The sequence below is a fragment of the Pseudomonas sp. PICF141 genome (assembly GCF_002286815.1).
Classification (GTDB): Bacteria; Pseudomonadota; Gammaproteobacteria; order Pseudomonadales; family Pseudomonadaceae; genus Aquipseudomonas.
This window is the reverse complement of the sequence record NZ_MUNM01000073.1, coordinates 1-17,535: the sequence shown is the minus strand read 5'-3', so window position 1 is coordinate 17,535 and position 17,535 is coordinate 1. Positions and strand designations below refer to the sequence as shown.

Annotated in this window: 12 protein-coding genes and 1 tRNA gene; 2 read left to right on the top strand and 11 right to left on the bottom strand. The window is 60.0% G+C overall.

Translation table 11 applies throughout. The features are described from left to right. Window position 1 precedes the first annotated feature (1 nt). Window positions 2–187, top strand: a complete 186-nt coding sequence (locus tag BZL43_RS20715; protein WP_095634024.1) for a hypothetical protein — start codon at window positions 2–4, stop codon at window positions 185–187. Between the two features lie 197 nt (window positions 188–384). Here BZL43_RS20715 and BZL43_RS20710 read toward each other — a convergent pair whose 3' ends face one another. From BZL43_RS20710 to rnr, 11 genes are all read right to left on the bottom strand, one after another. Beyond that, window positions 385–1,275, bottom strand: a complete 891-nt coding sequence (locus tag BZL43_RS20710) for a transglutaminase family protein (RefSeq protein ID WP_095634023.1) — start codon at window positions 1,273–1,275, stop codon at window positions 385–387. Then, complete coding sequence (locus BZL43_RS20705) at window positions 1,275–3,761, bottom strand: circularly permuted type 2 ATP-grasp protein (RefSeq protein ID WP_095634022.1); 2,487 nt, start codon at window positions 3,759–3,761, stop codon at window positions 1,275–1,277. The genes BZL43_RS20710 and BZL43_RS20705 overlap by 1 nt, the downstream gene beginning before the upstream one ends. 88 nt (window positions 3,762–3,849) lie before the next feature. Continuing rightward, window positions 3,850–7,125 (bottom strand): DUF2126 domain-containing protein, encoded by a 3,276-nt coding sequence (locus BZL43_RS20700; RefSeq protein WP_095634021.1) that lies wholly within the window; start codon window positions 7,123–7,125, stop codon window positions 3,850–3,852. A gap of 320 nt (window positions 7,126–7,445) precedes the next feature. Then, window positions 7,446–9,749: a YgiQ family radical SAM protein gene (locus BZL43_RS20695; protein ID WP_095634020.1), complete on the bottom strand. Its 2,304-nt coding sequence runs from the start codon at window positions 9,747–9,749 to the stop codon at window positions 7,446–7,448. 218 nt (window positions 9,750–9,967) lie between these two features. Then, on the bottom strand, window positions 9,968–11,362 hold the full coding sequence (gene dnaB, locus BZL43_RS20690; RefSeq protein ID WP_095634019.1) for a replicative DNA helicase: 1,395 nt from the start codon (window positions 11,360–11,362) through the stop codon (window positions 9,968–9,970). 135 nt (window positions 11,363–11,497) lie between these two features. Further along, window positions 11,498–11,944 carry a 50S ribosomal protein L9 gene (gene rplI / locus BZL43_RS20685; protein ID WP_003197251.1) on the bottom strand — a complete coding sequence of 149 codons (447 nt, stop codon included), beginning with the start codon at window positions 11,942–11,944 and terminating at the stop codon, window positions 11,498–11,500. A gap of 19 nt (window positions 11,945–11,963) precedes the next feature. Beyond that, window positions 11,964–12,857 carry a hypothetical protein gene (locus BZL43_RS20680; protein WP_095634018.1) on the bottom strand — a complete coding sequence of 298 codons (894 nt, stop codon included), beginning with the start codon at window positions 12,855–12,857 and terminating at the stop codon, window positions 11,964–11,966. A gap of 36 nt (window positions 12,858–12,893) precedes the next feature. Further along, on the bottom strand, window positions 12,894–13,124 hold the full coding sequence (gene rpsR / locus BZL43_RS20675) for a 30S ribosomal protein S18 (RefSeq protein ID WP_002551829.1): 231 nt from the start codon (window positions 13,122–13,124) through the stop codon (window positions 12,894–12,896). A gap of 28 nt (window positions 13,125–13,152) precedes the next feature. Then, on the bottom strand, window positions 13,153–13,575 hold the full coding sequence (rpsF, locus tag BZL43_RS20670; protein ID WP_095052890.1) for a 30S ribosomal protein S6: 423 nt from the start codon (window positions 13,573–13,575) through the stop codon (window positions 13,153–13,155). Window positions 13,576–13,824: 249 nt separating this feature from the next. Continuing rightward, entirely contained in the window at window positions 13,825–14,592 is a 768-nt protein-coding gene (rlmB, locus tag BZL43_RS20665) for a 23S rRNA (guanosine(2251)-2'-O)-methyltransferase RlmB (RefSeq protein WP_095634017.1), read from the bottom strand. Continuing rightward, window positions 14,589–17,219, bottom strand: coding sequence for a ribonuclease R (gene rnr, locus BZL43_RS20660; protein WP_095634016.1), 2,631 nt, complete (start codon window positions 17,217–17,219; stop codon window positions 14,589–14,591). Before rnr ends, rlmB begins: the two co-directional genes overlap by 4 nt. Before the next feature lie 226 nt (window positions 17,220–17,445). Between rnr and BZL43_RS20655 the strand changes: the two genes are divergently transcribed. Further along, window positions 17,446–17,532, top strand: a tRNA-Leu gene (locus tag BZL43_RS20655). The last annotated feature ends 3 nt before the right edge of the window (window positions 17,533–17,535 follow it).

Here is a 17,535-nt window from a genome sequence, read left to right as displayed (position 1 = left end):
CATGGCTAAACCTAATTATTCCTTCGCCAAACGTCAGAGAGACTTGGCCAAGGAGCAGAAGAAAGAGGAAAAGCTTCAGCGCAAGAAAGCTACAGCTGAAGACGCAGCAGCACTGAACCCGGATACCGAAGGCGAAGTGGCGACAGACGAAACTGAAGCACCGAAAGATCAGGCGCCCGACGTCTGAGACCCTCAGGGCCCGATGATCAGGCCCACCGGATCTGTGTCCAGGGTCAGCAACGTTGTTGCTGACCCTCACAGGCCAATCTGAAAATTCCCCGTCCAGCACTGACTTGCACATACCCATGTGGGAGCCTGCTCGCAATAGCGACAGGTCAGCCGACATCGATCATCGCGAGCAGGCTCGCACACACTGGATCTCTATTAGTCCAATGGCATCACGGTTACCCGAACCTCGGGATCATGGCTGCCACCGCCCAGGATCACTCCACGCAACGGCGACACATCGGAAAAATCCCGGCCCCAGGCCAGGGTGATGTGCTCCAGCGCCGGTTGCACATTGTTGGTCGGATCGAAATCCACCCAGCCCAGCACCGGACAAAACACCGACACCCAGGCATGAGATGCATCGGCGCCGATCAGCCGTGGCTGGCCCGGTGGTGGCTGGGTCAGCAAATAGCCGCTGATATAGCGCGCAGCTAATCCCCGGGAGCGCACACAAGCGAGCATCAAATGTGCAAAGTCCTGGCAAACGCCGCGCCGCCTCTCCAGCACTTCCACCAGCGGCGTTGCCACTTGGGTCGCTTCGGCGTCGAAGGTGAATTCGCTGAAGATTTTCTCCATCAACGCCTGAACCCCCAGCAGCAATGGCCGGCCAGGAGGAAAGCAACTTTCGGAGAACTCGACGAAGCTGCGCTTCAAATGCACATAGGGCGATTCGAACCGGTAACGGCAGGCTTCGAGCAATTCAGCAGAGAGCGGCTGACTGTTGTAGGTCAGTGCATTGCAGGTCTCTTCCCAGGCCGGCGATTGATTGAAGTCCAACGAGGGTCGGCCCAGCACTTCGACCGTCAGGCTGGCATTGACCAGCAATTCATCGTGCGGCCGCTCGAATGCCAGCCGGGTCAGCGGGTTACCGAACACGTCGAGCTCATCCCGGCGTGAAGTCGGGTCGGGACTGATCTGCAATTGCTGCTCGGTGCAGCGCTGCCAAACGCAAGCCCGCGGCCACAGGTGCGCCAGCTGCTGGGCCAAGGATACCGGGCTGTCATAGTGATAATGGGTGTCGTGGAGAATCTGGTAACGGGCATTCATCAGACGGACACCGTGCGCTGGCTGACATCATCGACATGGGCGAAATGGCGCAAGGCCAGGCGATCCGATATTTGCCCGCTGGCATCGGCGATCTCTTGTAACAGATCGGCCAATCCTTCTATGGCGGCGCGAACACTGGCCTCGCCAAACAGTGAGTTTTCCAGGCAACCCAGATCGAAGCGCGCCAGCCGATCCAACAACTGTGGCAGACCGGTTTCCCGCGGCGCACCAAAGTCGTCGTTCAAGCGTTTCAACGTGCGGGTCACCAGTTTCAACTGAAACAACACCGCGTGAGGGTTCTGCTCATCGAGCAACAACAGGTCCAGCATCGGGATCAATTGTGCCACCGCCAAATACCGCGAGCGGTACGTGATGCTGCTGTTGCCCAGCTCCAGCAGCCATTCCAGCCCGGCCTGATCGAAAGCCCCCGCACCGCGCAGAAACGCCGCCAGGCTAGCGCTGAGAAATTGCAGCCGCTCGATCCGGCGCCCGATCATCAGGAAACGCCAGCCTTCGTCCCGGGTCATGTCGTCAAGGGCAAAACCGGACAGCGCCGCCAGCGACATCACCAATCGGTTGAGGAAATCCAGCAACTCGCCGAAATCCGGTTCTTCGGTTTCCAGCTCCATGGCCTCACGTTGCAATTCCACCAGCGCTTGCCAGTTCTCTCGCGAGAGCTTGCCGCGTACTTGCGACGCCGCCCACTGCAAACGTTGCAGGTTGGAGCGCAGGCTGAATGGCCAATCATCGCCTAGCAACGCCGCCAGCAAGCGCTCCGGCAACTCGCCCTCTTCCGGCAACAGATTCAAGCGTTCACCCAGATCGACTGCTGCCTCCAGGGCTTGCGGATCATCGCCCTCGATATAGCGCGCCAACATAATGCGCAGTAGCCGTGCGCTGTCATCGCAGCGCTCACAATAACGACCGAACCAGAACAGGTTCTCGACCACCCGAGATGGCAGATACGGATCGCGTCGCACCAGATCATGCACGCTGATGTTGCGCTGGGCTTTCCATTGCTCACCGCTGGGCGGGCGATCGCCCAACACCCACGTGTCCTTGCTGGCACCGCCGCGTTGCATCGACACCACTTCGGCGTCGGCCTCGGCGGCAACCCGGGTCAGCCCGCCGGGCAGTACCCGATAACCCTCCCGACTGGCCACCGCATACACCCGCATGCCGATGGCCCGTGGTTGCAACTGCCCCTCTTCGGCCTGCCAGATCGGCGCCAGGGACAATTGCGCCAATTCTTGCGCAACATAGGCGTAAGGCCGTGCCTGCATCCGCTCGGCCAGGGCCTGGCGCTGCTCTTCATTCAAATCACGACCAAACACCGGGGTAAAGCTTTGCGACGGGAACGCCGGCTTGATCAACAGCTCCGGCAGTTTTTCCAGGGCCTGGGCCAGCACCGGCGCTTCACCGCACCACCAGGTCGCGATGGACGGCAGTATCAGCTCTTCGCCGAACAGATGCTGATTGATCTTCGGCAGGAACCCCAGCAAACCCGGCGACTCCAGCACGCCGCTGCCAAGGGCGTTGGCCACCAGCACCCGGCCCTGACGCACCGCTTCGAGCAGCCCCGGCACGCCGAGGGCCGAGTCGGTGCGTAGCTCCAGCGGGTCGCAAAAATCATCGTCGAGCCGGCGCATGATCGCGTGGACCCGACGCAGGCCGCTCAAGGTTTTGAGGTAGACCGTGGCATCCCGGACAGTCAGGTCGCCACCCTCCACCAACGGATATCCGAGCTGGCGAGCCAGATACAGGTGTTCAAAATAGCTTTCGTTGAAACGCCCCGGCGTCAGCAGTACCACCAGTGGTGCTTCGTCATCGCTCGGCGCCTGACGGGCCAGAGTTTCCTGAAGGGTACGGAAGAACCCGGCCAGGTGCTGCACCTTCAAATCGCGGTACAGCTCGGGAAAGGCCCGGGACACGATGGTGCGGTTTTCCAGAGCATAACCGGCACCGGATGGCGCTTGCGTCCGATCCGCCGTCACCCACCAGCGACCGTCAGGCGTGCGCGCCAGATCCACGGCATACAGATGCAGAAAGGCCCCGTCGGGCGGGGCAATGCCCTGACAGGGCCAGAGAAAGTTGTTGTGACCGAACACCAGCTCAGCCGGCAGCAGACCTTCGGCGATCAAGCGCTGAGGGCCGTACAAATCCGCCAGGACGGCATTGAGCAAGCGCGCCCGTTGAGCGATCCCGGCCGATAACCGTTCCCACTCATCGGCGGCCATCACATGGGGCAGCAGGTCCAGCTCCCATGGCCGGTCGGCGCCCTTGGGGTCGGCGTAGACGTTATAGGTCACGCCGTTTTCGTGGATCTGCCGGGTCAGCAGCGCCTGACGCTGCACCCGTTGCGCTGGCGTGCTGCGTTGTAATTGATCGAGCAGCCGCCGCCAGTGCGGGCGCACCGCGCCGCTGTCGTCGAGCAGTTCGTGATAAGTGCCCGCGGTGAACGGGTAATGATCAAGCAGGTCAGGCATGGAAAGCTCGGCAGACAGCAAAGTACGGTCAGACTAACGCAGGCTCATGACGCCCGGATATACGAAAAATCCGAGCGTCGCGTACGGTTTAGAAACGTCGTAAATCGAGAGTCATCGGTAGCTCGTCGTTAATTTCCAGATTGGGTACAGGAAGTTTTCCTGGCGTGTGTCCGACACGGAAGAAACGCGCCATCCGCCGGCTCTCGGCTTCATTGGCGTTCACCGGCAGGCTGTCGTAGTTGCGCCCGCCCGGGTGGGCGACGTGGTACTGACAGCCCCCCAGCGAGCGCCCCATCCAGGTGTCGAGCAGGTCGAACACCAGTGGCGCGTGGACCGGGATGGTCGGCTGCAGGCAGTTGGCCGGTTGCCAGGCCCTGAAGCGAACGCCGGCGACGAACTCACCGACCCGACCCGAGGGTTGCAGCGGCACCGCAATGCCATTGCACGTCAACAGATATCGCTGAGGCGGCAGGCCGCTGAGTTTGACCTGCAAACGCTCCAGCGACGAATCCACATAACGCACCGTCCCCCCTGCCGCACCTTCCTCGCCGAGTACATGCCAGGGCTCGAGCGCCTGCCGCAGCTCCAGTTTGATGCCGCTGACGGCATAGTCGCCGACTTTGGGAAAACGGAACTCCAGATGCGCCGCGAACCACTCGGCCCGCACGGGATAACCGGCGGCATTGAGGTCGACGATGACGTCGGCGAAATCCTGCTCGATAAAGTGCGGCAACAAGAATCTGTCATGCAGCGCTGTGCCCCAGCGCGCCAGTTTCGGCGGTGCATAAGGCTCGCGCCAGAACCGTGCCACCAGCGCCCGCAGCAACAATTGCTGCGTCAGGCTCATGCGCGCATGGGGCGGCATTTCAAAGGCTCGCAGCTCCAGTAATCCGAGGCGTCCGGTGGCGCCGTCCGGCGAATAAAGTTTGTCGATGCAAAACTCGGCACGGTGGGTGTTGCCGGTCACGTCGATCAGCAAATGGCGCAGCAAGCGATCCACCAACCATGGTGGGCACTCCTCGCCTGGCTTTGGCATCTGGGCGAAGGCGATCTCCAGTTCATACAGCGAATCGTTGCGCGCCTCATCCACCCTCGGTGCCTGAGACGTCGGGCCGATGAACAATCCGGAAAACAGATAGGACAAGGACGGGTGGTTGTGCCAGTAGCTGATCAGGCTGCGCAACAGATCGGGACGCCGTAGAAACGGTGAGTCAGCCGGAGTCGCGCCACCCAGTACGAAATGATTGCCGCCGCCGGTGCCGGTGTGCCGGCCATCGATCATGAACTTCTCGGTGGTCAGTCGCGTCTGGCGCGCCTCTTCATAAAGAAACTCGGTGCGCTCCACCAACTCATCCCAAGTGGCGGACGGCTGGACGTTGACCTCAATCACGCCCGGATCCGGTGTAATGCGGAAGTTGCTCAGGCGCGGATCGCTTGGCGGTTCATAACCTTCCAGCAACACTGGGCAGTGCAATTCCTCGGCGGTGGCTTCGATGGCGCAGACCAGCTCCAGATAGTCCTCGACCCGCTCCAGCGGCGGCATGAACAGGTACAACCGGCCTTCTCGCGCTTCGGCACAAAAGGCGGTGCGGGTCAGCCAGTCAGCGGACTCGTCGATCTTTGGCGCACGCTCGTTAGCCGTTTGTGGTTGAGCGTGATGCTGTAACTGGTCAGTGCCTGGCAGCTCAGGGAAATCCTGATTCGGGTCGACAGGGTGAATGAACGGATACTCCGCTGCCTTCACCCAGGGCTGCGAACCGAGTGGCAAGCGATACCCCAGCGGCGAATCCCCTGGCACCAATCGGCAATGTTCTTCCCGCAGATACCAGCGACCGCTTTGCCACTGATCGCCCTTGGCGGTACGCGCCAGCGGCAGGACCTGGCCGATCACCTTGTCCAGGCCCTGATTGAAGACTTTACGCAGACGCGCCCGCTCCAACGGTTCCTCCAGCCGTGAGTCTTCGGCGCTGACGTTCTGCGGCAAAGCGCCTTCGCGCCAGAGGTAATAGAAATTGTCTTCGTAGGCCGGGAACACAAAGCGTGTCGGAATTTTCAGGCGTTCGGCGACACTCGCCAGAAAACGCCCGGCCAACTCGCCATCGGCGCCATAGTCTTCCTGCTCATCGGCGATCAGCGCGCTGTTGTGCCAGATTGGCACGCCGTCGCGACGCCAGTAGCTGTTCAGCGACCAGCGCGGCAGTTGCTCGCCGGGATACCACTTGCCCTGACCGAAATGCACCAATCCCTTGGGCGCATAACGCTTGCGCATGCGCTGGAACAGTTCGCTGGACAGGCGACGCTTGTCCGGCCCGAGCGCCGCGGTGTTCCACTCGGCGCCGTCCGGGTCATCGATGGACACGAACGTTGGCTCACCGCCCATGGTCAGGCGCACATCGCCTTCGAGCAGGTCGGCATCGATCTGCCAACCCAATGCCTGAATGGCCAGCCATTGGTCTTCGGTGTAGGGCTTCGTGACTCGCGGCGCTTCCCAAATCCGCTCGACCGACATTTCGTGGGTGAATTCGCACTCGCACGGTTCCACCAAGCCACTGATCGGTGCCGCAGAGGATGGATCGGGACTACACGCCAACGGAATGTGTCCTTCACCGGCAAACAGCCCTGAAGTCGCATCCAGGCCGATCCAGCCAGCGCCGGGCAAATAGACTTCGCACCAGGCGTGCAGGTCGGTGAAATCCACTTCGGTGCCCGAAGGACCGTCAAGGCTTTTGACATCGGCGGTCAGCTGGATCAAGTAGCCGGACACAAAACGCGCCGCCAAACCGAGATTGCGCAATAACTGCACCAGCAGCCACGCCGAGTCGCGGCAGGAACCGGAGGCCTGTTCGAGGGTGTGTTCCGGAGTCTGTACGCCGGGCTCCATGCGAATCAGATAGCCGATGTCTTCGCTGAGGCGCTGGTTGAGCGCAACCAGGAAATCCACGCTGGGTAGCGGCGTGCGATCGATGCCCTCCAGATAGGCCTTGAATTTCGGCGTCAGGGGCAAGGTTTCCAGGTACGGCGCCAGCTCTTTGCGCTCATCCGCGGCGTAAGCGAAAGGGATCTTTTCGGCGTAGGGCTCGAGGAAGAAGTCGAACGGATTGAACACCGCCATCTCGGCCAGCAAGTCGACCTCGATCCGCAGCTCATCGGTTTTCTCCGGGAACACTAACCGCGCCAGGTAATTGCCCTGGGGGTCCTGTTGCCAGTTGATGAAGTGCTGCTCGGGCGAGACTTTCAGTGCATAGGACAGTATCCGCGTGCGGCTATGGGCAGCCGGGCGCAGGCGAACGATCTGTGGACCGAGCTCGACGGCGCGGTCGTAGCGGTAATGCGTGACATGATGCAATGCGACATGTATCGACACGGCGTGCCTCCTGCGAGCCTTAAGCGTTAAAGAAAGCGCGCAAGACTTATGCCATCCGGCAGGCTGGCGTTTTCACAGATTTGCTCAGGGCAGTACAGCACCAAAATCGGGCGATGCGGGAAATTGATTGGGGAGAGTTGCACGCAAATGTGGCGAACGGGACCGTCAGCCATGACTCGTTCCCACGCTCTGCGTGGGAATGCAGCCCGTGACGCTCCGCGTCACTGGACTCGGAGCGTCCCTTGAGGCATTCCCACGCGGAGCGTGGGAACGATCACGCCAACCCGAAGGTTGGCGTTCTGTTCAGCTCAAAACCAGACTTAGCGCGGCACTACCGGCTTGCGCGCAGGCTTGGGTCCTTTGCCTTTGGCCGCATCCTTGCGTTCCTTGGCCGCTTGCTGGTTGCGGGCGAATGCCGCTGCCTTGGCCTGTTCACGCTTGTCCCACGGGTTACCGCCATCACTGGCGCGCGGTGGCAGGCCGGTGTGCTGGGTCAGGATTTTGGTGGTCTTTTCCCCGGCCACTTTATGGCTGCCAGCCGGTGTCGAGTTCTTGCGACGGGCGCTCTGGTAGCTGTCGGTCGCCGGCTGATGCAGCGGGATCAACTGATTCTTGCCCGGCCCGATCAGGTCGGCGCGGCCCATGCGGGTCAGCGCTTCGCGCAGCATCGGCCAGCCTTTGGGGTCGTGATAACGCAAGAACGCCTTGTGCAGACGACGCTGTTCTTCGCTCTTGACGATGGTCACGCCGTCACTCTTGTAAGTGACTTTGCGCAGCGGGTTTTTTCCCGAATGGTACATCGCGGTGGCGGTGGCCATCGGCGACGGGTAGAACGCCTGCACCTGGTCGGCACGGAAACCGTTGCCCTTGAGCCACAGGGCCAGGTTCATCATGTCTTCGTCGGTGGTACCCGGGTGAGCGGCGATGAAGTACGGAATCAGGTACTGCTCTTTCCCGGCTTCCTTGGTGTACTTCTCGAACATGCGCTTGAACTTGTCATAGCTGCCGATGCCCGGTTTCATCATCTGGTTGAGCGGACCTTCCTCGGTATGTTCCGGGGCGATCTTCAGGTAACCACCGACGTGGTGAGTCACCAGTTCCTTGACGTATTCCGGCGACTCGACCGCGAGGTCGTAACGCAGGCCGGATGCGATCAGGATCTTCTTCACACCGGGCAAGGCACGGGCGCTGCGATAGAGCTGGATCAGCGACGAATGGTCGGTGTTGAGGTTTTCACAGATGCCCGGGAACACGCAGGACGGCTTGCGGCACGCGGATTCGATGACCGGGCTCTTGCAGGCGATGCGGTACATGTTCGCGGTCGGGCCGCCGAGGTCGGAAATCACTCCGGTGAAGCCTGGCACCTTGTCGCGGATCTCTTCGATTTCGCGAATGATCGACTCTTCGGAACGGTTCTGGATGATCCGGCCTTCGTGCTCGGTGATCGAGCAGAACGTACAGCCACCGAAGCAGCCACGCATGATATTCACCGAGAAGCGGATCATGTCGTAGGCAGGAATCTTTTCCTTGCCGTACGCCGGGTGCGGGACCCGTGCGTAAGGCATGCCGAACACGTAGTCCATTTCTTCAGTGGTCATCGGAATCGGAGGCGGATTGAACCAGACATCCACATCGCCATGCTTCTGCACCAGGGCGCGGGCGTTGCCCGGGTTGGTTTCCAGGTGAAGCACTCGGTTGGCGTGGGCGTAGAGCACCGAGTCACCACGGACTTTTTCCATCGACGGCAAACGGATGACCGTTTTCTCCCGGGTGAGGCGCGGGTTCGGCAGCAATTGCACGACCTTCGCTTCGTTCGGGTCTTCGACCGGACCTTTTTCCTGCTCGATGGCGCAAGCCTGGGTGTCCTGGGTGTTCACGTAGGGGTTGATGATCTTGTCGACCTTGCCCGGACGGTCGATGCGCGTGGAGTCGATCTCGAACCAGTCTTTTGGCGTATCACGACGAATGAACGCGGTGCCGCGCACATCGGTGATGTCTTCGATCTTGTGACCGAACGACAGACGCTGGGCGACTTCGACGATTGCACGCTCGGCATTGCCGTAGAGCAGGATGTCGGCGCAGGCGTCGATCAGGATCGAGTTGCGCACCCGGTCCTGCCAGTAATCGTAGTGAGCGATGCGGCGCAAGGAGGCTTCGATGCCACCGAGCACGATCGGCACATGCTTGTAGGCTTCCTTGCAGCGCTGGCTGTAAACCAGGCTCGCGCGGTCCGGACGTTTGCCCGCCAGGCCACCGGGGGTGTAGGCATCGTCCGAACGGATTTTCTTGTCGGCGGTGTAGCGGTTGATCATCGAATCCATGTTGCCGGCCGCGACACCGAAGAACAGGTTCGGCTCGCCGAGCTTCATGAAGTCGTCTTTGGACTGCCAGTTCGGCTGCGCAATGATCCCGACGCGGAAGCCCTGGGCTTCCAGCAGTCGGCCAATGATCGCCATGCCGAACGACGGGTGGTCGACGTAGGCATCACCGGTGACGATGATGATGTCGCAGGAATCCCAGCCAAGCTGATCCATCTCCTCCCTGCTCATCGGCAGGAATGGCGCTGGCCCGAAACATTCGGCCCAGTACTTGGGATAGTCAAATAACGGCTTGGCTGCTTGCATGTCGATAACCGGTGTTGGCTTTCATTGAATTTCGCGGGCGCGGAATATAGCACAAAAAACAACCAATTCCGACCGCTATGGTCGGAAATTAGTGTCGTCCCCTTCGCGGGCAAGCCTCGCTCCTGCAGATTTTGCGTTGGATCACGATTGCGCGAACGACACATGGTCTGCAGGAGCGAGGCTTGCCCGCGAAGAGGCCCTGTCAGGCACTACACAACTTACTCGTCGTCGAAGTTGTAGCTGCCTGGCGCCAGGTTTTCAAAGCGAGTGTATTTACCGATGAACGCCAGTCGTGACGTGCCAATCGGGCCGTTCCGCTGTTTGCCGATGATGATCTCGGCAATGCCTTTATGCTCGGTTTCCGGGTGATACACCTCATCCCGGTACACGAACATGATCACGTCAGCATCCTGCTCGATCGCTCCGGATTCCCGGAGGTCGGAGTTGATCGGGCGTTTGTTCGGTCGTTGTTCCAGGGAGCGGTTGAGCTGGGACAGCGCCACCACCGGGCAGTTGAATTCCTTGGCGAGGGCTTTCAAGGAACGGGAGATCTCGGAAATCTCGTTGGTCCGGTTGTCGCCGCCGGAACCTGGAATCTGCATCAACTGCAGGTAGTCGATCATGATCAGGGCGATGTCGCCGTGTTCACGCACCAGACGCCGGGTCCGTGCGCGCATCTCCGAGGGGCTGATACCGGCCGTATCGTCGATGAACAGCTTGCGATCGTTCAGCAAGTTGACCGCCGAGGTCAGGCGCGGCCAATCGTCGTCATCCAGACGACCGGCCCGGACTTTGGTCTGGTCGATACGCCCAAGGGACGACAGCATACGCATGACCAGCGATTCGCCTGGCATCTCCAGCGAGTAAACCAGCACGCACTTGTCGCTGCGCAACACGGCGTTTTCCACCAGGTTCATTGCGAAGGTGGTTTTACCCATGGACGGACGGCCGGCGACGATGATCAGGTCGGCAGGCTGCAAGCCACTGGTCTTCTCGTCGAGGTCGGTATAACCGGTGGACAGGCCGGTAATGGCGTTGTCGGTGTTGAACAAGGTGTCGATGCGGTCGATAGCCTTGGTGAGCAGGTCATTCACACTCACCGGGCCGCCGGTTTTGGGCCGGGCCTCGGCGATCTGGAAAATCTGCCGCTCAGCTTCGTCGAGAATCTCTTCAGCCGTGCGGCCTTCCGGGTTGAAAGCGCTGTCGGCAATTTCGGTGGCGATGCCGATCAACTGCCGTAACGTCGCCCGCGCACGAACGATTTGCGCATAGGCCTTGATGTTGGCGACGGACGGTGTGTTTTTCGCCAGCTCACCCAGGTAACCGAGGCCACCGACTTGCGAGGTCTGACCTTCCTTGTCCAGTTGCTCGGCAAGGGTCACGACGTCGATCGGGGAGTTCTGGTCCGCCAGCTTGGCGATGGCCCGGAAGATCAGGCGGTGGTCATGCCGATAGAAATCGCCGTCGGAGACTTGATCGAGCACGCGTTCCCAGGCGTTGTTGTCCAGCATCAGACCACCGAGCACGGCCTGTTCGGCCTCGATGGAATGCGGCGGCACCTTCAGGGCAGCGGTTTGCAGATCGTATTGCTCGGGAGCGGAAATATCGTTCATGGCCACTTGGTTTGTCAGGAAAAGCAGGGATGATGAAAATCAGGAACGGCAGAAAGACAAAGGGCACGACCTGTAAACAGGATCGTGCCCGATGTTACCGGCAAGCACCCGAGGGTGCCAGCCGACAAGTGCTGCTTAAGCTGCTACCACGACAACGCGTACGGTGGCTTCAACTTCGGCGTGCAGGTGCACGGCTACGTCGAATTCGCCTACGTTGCGGATGGTGCCGTTCGGCAGACGAACTTCGCTTTTTGCAACTTCAACGCCAGAGGCGGTCAGTGCATCAGCGATGTCGTGGGTGCCGATCGAACCGAACAGCTTGCCTTCGTCACCAGCGGTGGCAGTGATAGTCACTTCCAGCTCAGCCAGTTGGGCGGCACGGCTTTCAGCCGAAGTTTTACGGTCTGCTGCGGCTTTTTCCAGCTCAGCGCGACGCTCTTCGAACGCAGCCAGGTTGGCAGCGGTCGCAGCGGTAGCTTTGCCGTAAGGCAGCAGGTAGTTACGACCGTAACCAGCCTTAACGTTCACTTTGTCACCCAGGTTGCCCAGGTTGGTGACTTTTTCCAGAAGGATCAGTTGCATGTGAAAATCCTCTTAACTTTTAACCTTCACCGTTCGCGCTATCGGCATCTTTGGGTGCCGAACGACCGCGAAAATCAATCAGGCTGTCGACGATGGCCAAGACCACCAGCAACGGATAGATCAGCTGCATGAACAGCAACAGCGTGACGTACAACCCCACCAGCCAGAACTTGGCCAGTCGCTTTTGCGCCACCAGCCCATGAATCAGGGCCAGCCCGGCGAACACCAACGGTACACTGCACAACGGTGTCAACATGGCCATCTGCGAGCCTAAGTTAGGCCCCAGAAGCATCAACACCAGCAGTAACATCGCCGGTAAAAGCGGGATTCGGATGGCGCGAAACTCGCGACCAAAACCACCCGGGTTGTACAACAACGCCTGCCAGTAGCGCCCGACAATCAGGCTCAGCACACTGACGATTTGCAACAAAGCCGCAATCAGGCCGGTCAGGACCGGTGCAATCAGGGACGCGAAACGCGCTTGCTCGTCTACCGACAATTGCTGGTAGGCATCACCGAGTAGCGACGGCATGACTTTTATCAAAGCCTGCGCCAGCATCTCGATCTGGGGCGCAAAAGCCGCCCCCAGCACCACTGAAAACACCAATCCCATCGCTATGCTGACCAGCAGCACGCGGTTCCAGGACTCGCTTGCGCGCAAAACCAACGCAAGGCTCGAAGACCCCAGCAGCACCAGAAGTGCCCGTGGGTCGTCGGAGTAAAGCCACCAGATCAACGCCGGCAGCAGCCCCAGAGCAAGAACGCCCATGGCGTCCTTCAATCCGCGCCGCAGGAGCACAAGGCTTCCTGCGGCAGCACCCAACCAATACAACAACGGCAACGTTGCACATCCGGCCACTACCAGAGTGGCCTGCATACGGCCGCGCATGATGAACTCAGCTAAGGCGCGCATGCATTCAATCCTTTGCTACGTGTCGACTGCCCGGTCTCAGCGGCCGTGGCTGTCGGTGTAGGCCAGCAGGGCCAGGAAGCGGGCGCGCTTGATAGCGGTGGCCAGCTGACGCTGATAACGAGCTTTGGTACCGGTGATGCGGCTTGGAACGATTTTGCCGGTCTCGGATACGTAAGCTTTCAGAGTGTTGAGATCTTTGTAATCGATCTCTTTCACGTCTTCAGCGGTGAAGCGGCAGAATTTACGACGACGGAAGAAACGTGCCATGTAATAGGCTCCTCAAAAGGTCCGTGGATTACTCGTCAGCGTTATCGCTGGCGTCGCTGTCATCACCATCAACGCTATCAGCGTCGGAGTGCTCAGGACGGTCGCGACGCTCACGGCGCTCACTGCGGTTTTCTTCAGCCTTGAGCATCTCGGATTGGCCGGTAACGGCTTCTTCGCGACGGATGACCAGGTTACGGATCACTGCATCGTTGTAGCGGAAGTTGTCTTCCAGCTCGGCCAGGGCCTTGCCAGTGCATTCAACGTTCAGCATCACGTAGTGAGCCTTGTGAACATTGTTGATTGCGTAGGCCAGTTGACGACGGCCCCAATCTTCCAGACGGTGGATTTTGCCGCCGTCTTCTTCGATCAGCTTGGTGTAACGCTCAACCATGCCGCCGACTTGCTCGCTTTGATCCGGGTGGACCAAAAAGATGATTTCGTAATGACGCATGAATGCTCCTTACGGGTTGTAGCCTGCCGCTCAAAAGCGGTCAGACAAGGAGTGAATGACACTTATGGACTTGCTTGCGATAGACACATGCGTGCCTGCCGTCACAGCAAGGGGCGCAATTGTAGAGAAGGGGCGAGAGAGGCGCAAGGCAATTGGTGATTATTTGAACAATCACGATTATTTGCCCAAAACACAAACCACTGTGGGAGCTAGCCTGCTAGCTCCCACAGGAGGGGGTTTACCGCTGAATCAGGACTTCTTGGCAGCCGCCTTGGCCTTGGCACCACGCTGGCGCTGGGCCTCGAACAGGCAGACACCGGTTGCCACGGACACGTTGAGGCTACTGACGCTACCCGCCATCGGCAGGTTCACCAGGTAGTCGCAATGCTCGCGGGTCAGGCGACGCATGCCTTTGCCTTCAGCGCCCATGATCAGAATGGTCGGGCCGGTCAGGTCCTGGTCATAAATACTGACCTCAGCCTCACCCGCCGTACCGACAATCCACAAACCGCGCTGCTGAAGTTTTTCCAGAGTGCGCGCCAGGTTGGTCACGGCCACCAGCGGAATCACTTCCGCGGCACCACAAGCGACTTTTCGTACCACCGGGGTCAGCGTGGCTGACTTGTCCTTGGGCACGATCACTGCCAGCGCGCCGGCGGCATCGGCCGAGCGCAGGCAAGCGCCAAGGTTGTGCGGATCGGTCACGCCATCGAGCACCAGCAACAGCGGTGCGCCTTCGGTACGGTCGAGCAATTCGTCGAGCATCGCTTCGCCCCAGACCTGGCTCGGACTCACCTCCGCGACAACGCCCTGGTGCACGCCTTCCACCCACGCATCCATTTCACGACGTTCAGCCTGACCGACCGCTACGCGATTTTCGGCAGCGAGTCCGATCAGCGTCTGCACCCGCGGATCACTGCGGCCTTCAGCCAGCCAGATCTGTTTGACGCGCTTTGGGTGGTGACGCAACAACGCTTCTACAGCGTGCACGCCATAGATTTTTTCCAACTGACTCATGACTTGGCCTTAGGTTTACGCGCCCCGCCGCTTCTGGCGGCGGGTGCAGAACCCGCTTTGGGCGGGCCTTTACGGTGTTTGCTCGGTTTAGCTGGCTTGCCGCCGGAGGCCTTGTCAGGCGCCGACCGCCCGGTCTTTCCCCCAGACGCCGCTTTACCACCGCTTTTCGCTTCAGCCAGCAACGCCTGTTTCATTTCCCGACTTTTACGCAACTCGGCGTTTTTTGCCGCGGCATCGCTCGGGCGATAGGCTTCGACGGCCTTTTCCTTGGCAGGACGACGGCCGGTTTTCGCCGGCGCCGGTTCTGCGGTGGATTTGGTAGCCGGAGCAGCAGTTTCAGCCCCACGCTTCTTGCGGCCGATCGGCGCGCTGATGGTTTTTTCAGCCATCTCGAAGTCGATCTTGCGCTCGTCAAGGTCGACTCGCATGACGCGAACCTCAACGGTGTCGCCAAGGCGAAAGCTGCGACCGGTACGCTCACCGGCCAGGCGGTGGTGTACAGGATCGAAGTGGTAGTAATCACCCGGCAGCGCGGTGACGTGCACCAGACCCTCGACGTAAATGTCAGTCAGCTCGACGAACAGACCGAAACCGGTCACGGCGGTGATCACACCCGGGAACGATTCGCCCACGCGATCCTTCATGAACTCGCACTTGAGCCAGTTCACTACGTCGCGGGTCGCTTCGTCGGCACGGCGCTCGCTCATCGAGCACTGCTCGCCGAGCTGCTCCAGAATCGCTTCGTCGTATGGATAGATGCGCGCTTTCGGAATGGTCATCGCGCCGGCACGGCGAACGTGCGGGGTGTCCATTTTCGAATGGATGACGCTGCGAATCGCCCGGTGCGTGAGCAAATCCGGGTAGCGACGAATCGGCGAAGTAAAGTGGGTATAGGCTTCGTAATTCAGGCCGAAGTGGCCCTGGTTATCAGCGCTGTACACCGCCTGACTCAACGAACGCAGCATGACAGTCTGGATCAGGTGGAAATCCGGACGGTCCTTGATGCTGGCCAGCAACGCCTGGTAATCCTTCGGCGACGGACCATCCTTGCCTTTGTGCAGGGACAGGCCGAGTTCGCCAAGGAAGGCGCGCAGTTTTTCCAGACGCTCCGGTGGCGGGCCATCGTGGACGCGATACAGCGCAGGGATTTCGTGCTTCTTGAGGAATTCTGCAGTGGCCACGTTGGCGGCCAGCATGCATTCCTCGATCAGCTTGTGGGCGTCGTTGCGAACGGTCGGACGGATTTCGGCGATCTTGCGCTCGGAGCCGAAGATGATCCGGGTTTCCTGTGTTTCGAAATCGATCGCGCCGCGCACGTGACGGGCCGCGAGCAGAACCTTGTACAGCGCATACAGCTGCTTGAGATGCGGCAGAACGTCGGTGTATTCACCACGAAGCTGACGTGCTTCAGCGGCTTTCGGCGTCTCCAGCATGGCGCTGACCTTGTTGTAGGTCAGGCGCGCATGGGAGTGGATCACCGCTTCGTAGAAGCAGTAGTCGGTCATCTCGCCGGATTTGGAGATGGTCATCTCGCAGACCATGGCCAGGCGATCGACATGCGGGTTCAGCGAGCACAGGCCGTTGGACAGCTGCTCTGGCAGCATCGGCACGACGCGCTCGGGGAAGTACACCGAGTTGCCACGAACCTGGGATTCGTTATCCAGCGCCGAACCGATTTTCACGTAGCTGGAAACGTCGGCAATCGCCACGTACAACTTCCAGCCACCAGAGAACAGGCGCAGCTTGCCCGGCTTGGCTTCGCAGTAGACCGCGTCATCGAAGTCGCGCGCATCTTCACCGTCGATGGTCACGAACGGCAGATGGCGCAGGTCGATGCGCTTCTCTTTGTCTTTTTCTTCGACTTCCGGCTTGAGCTTGGCGGCTTCCTTGAGCACCGCTTCAGGCCAGACGTGCGGAATATCGTAGGTGCGCAGGGCGACATCGATTTCCATGCCCGGCGCCATGTAGTTACCCACGACTTCGACCACGTCACCTTGCGGCTGGAAGCGTGGCGTCGGCCAATGGGTGATCTTCACTTCGACGAACTGACCGATCTGGGCATTGGCGTTGCGGCCCGGCGTCACCAGCACTTCCTGCTGGATCTTCGGATTGTCCGCGACGACAAAACCGATACCGCCCTCTTCGAAGTAACGACCGACGATGCTCTCGTGGGCACGGGACACCACTTCGACGATCATGCCTTCACGGCGACCGCGACGATCCAGGCCGGAAACACGCGCCAGGGCACGATCGCCATCGAATACCAGACGCATTTGCGCCGGGCTCATGAACAGGTCGTCACTGCCGTCGTCCGGGACCAGAAAGCCGAAGCCGTCGCGGTGACCGCTGATGCGGCCCAGGATCAGGTCGAGCTTGTCCACCGGCGCATAGGTGCCGCGACGGGTATAGATGAGTTGAGCGTCGCGCTCCATGGCGCGCAGGCGGCGGCGCAGGGCTTCGATCTGGTCTTCTGTGGTCAGACCAAACTCTTCGACCAGTTGCTCGCGGTTAGCAGGCGAGCCTCGATCAGCAAGGTGCTGAAGGATCAGTTCGCGGCTAGGAATAGGGTTTTCATATTTTTCCGCTTCACGAGCGGCCTCGGGATCGAGGGACTGCCAATCGGCCATTAGAGAGTTTTCACCTTGTCTATATGCGGGTTAGTTTGGCATAGGCGTAATGAAACGGGAAATTTCAGGCTATGACAGCCCATCTAAAGCCCTTTATCGACATCGCAAAGCTGATTTGAATACCACTGGAGAAATTTTCCAGGTTTTTTCTATGCCGGGGGTTTACAGTTAAAAAGACGCTCCGTATAGTGCGCGCCATCGACGACGCACACGCGCTGCCGATACTGCCCAGATGGTGAAATTGGTAGACACGCCAGCTTCAGGTGCTGGTGACCGCAAGGTCGTGGAAGTTCGAGTCTTCTTCTGGGCACCAATT

Coding starts and splice junctions, on each gene's coding strand:
- BZL43_RS20715 (WP_095634024.1), top strand. CDS start 2: ATGGCTAAACCTAATTATTCCTTCGCCAAACGTCAGAGAGACTTGGCC.
- BZL43_RS20710 (WP_095634023.1), bottom strand. CDS start 1,275: ATGAATGCCCGTTACCAGATTCTCCACGACACCCATTATCACTATGAC.
- BZL43_RS20705 (WP_095634022.1), bottom strand. CDS start 3,761: ATGCCTGACCTGCTTGATCATTACCCGTTCACCGCGGGCACTTATCAC.
- BZL43_RS20695 (WP_095634020.1), bottom strand. CDS start 9,749: ATGCAAGCAGCCAAGCCGTTATTTGACTATCCCAAGTACTGGGCCGAA.
- dnaB (WP_095634019.1), bottom strand. CDS start 11,362: ATGAACGATATTTCCGCTCCCGAGCAATACGATCTGCAAACCGCTGCC.
- rplI (WP_003197251.1), bottom strand. CDS start 11,944: ATGCAACTGATCCTTCTGGAAAAAGTCACCAACCTGGGCAACCTGGGT.
- BZL43_RS20680 (WP_095634018.1), bottom strand. CDS start 12,857: ATGCGCGCCTTAGCTGAGTTCATCATGCGCGGCCGTATGCAGGCCACT.
- rpsR (WP_002551829.1), bottom strand. CDS start 13,124: ATGGCACGTTTCTTCCGTCGTCGTAAATTCTGCCGCTTCACCGCTGAA.
- rpsF (WP_095052890.1), bottom strand. CDS start 13,575: ATGCGTCATTACGAAATCATCTTTTTGGTCCACCCGGATCAAAGCGAG.
- rlmB (WP_095634017.1), bottom strand. CDS start 14,592: ATGAGTCAGTTGGAAAAAATCTATGGCGTGCACGCTGTAGAAGCGTTG.
- rnr (WP_095634016.1), bottom strand. CDS start 17,219: ATGGCCGATTGGCAGTCCCTCGATCCCGAGGCCGCTCGTGAAGCGGAA.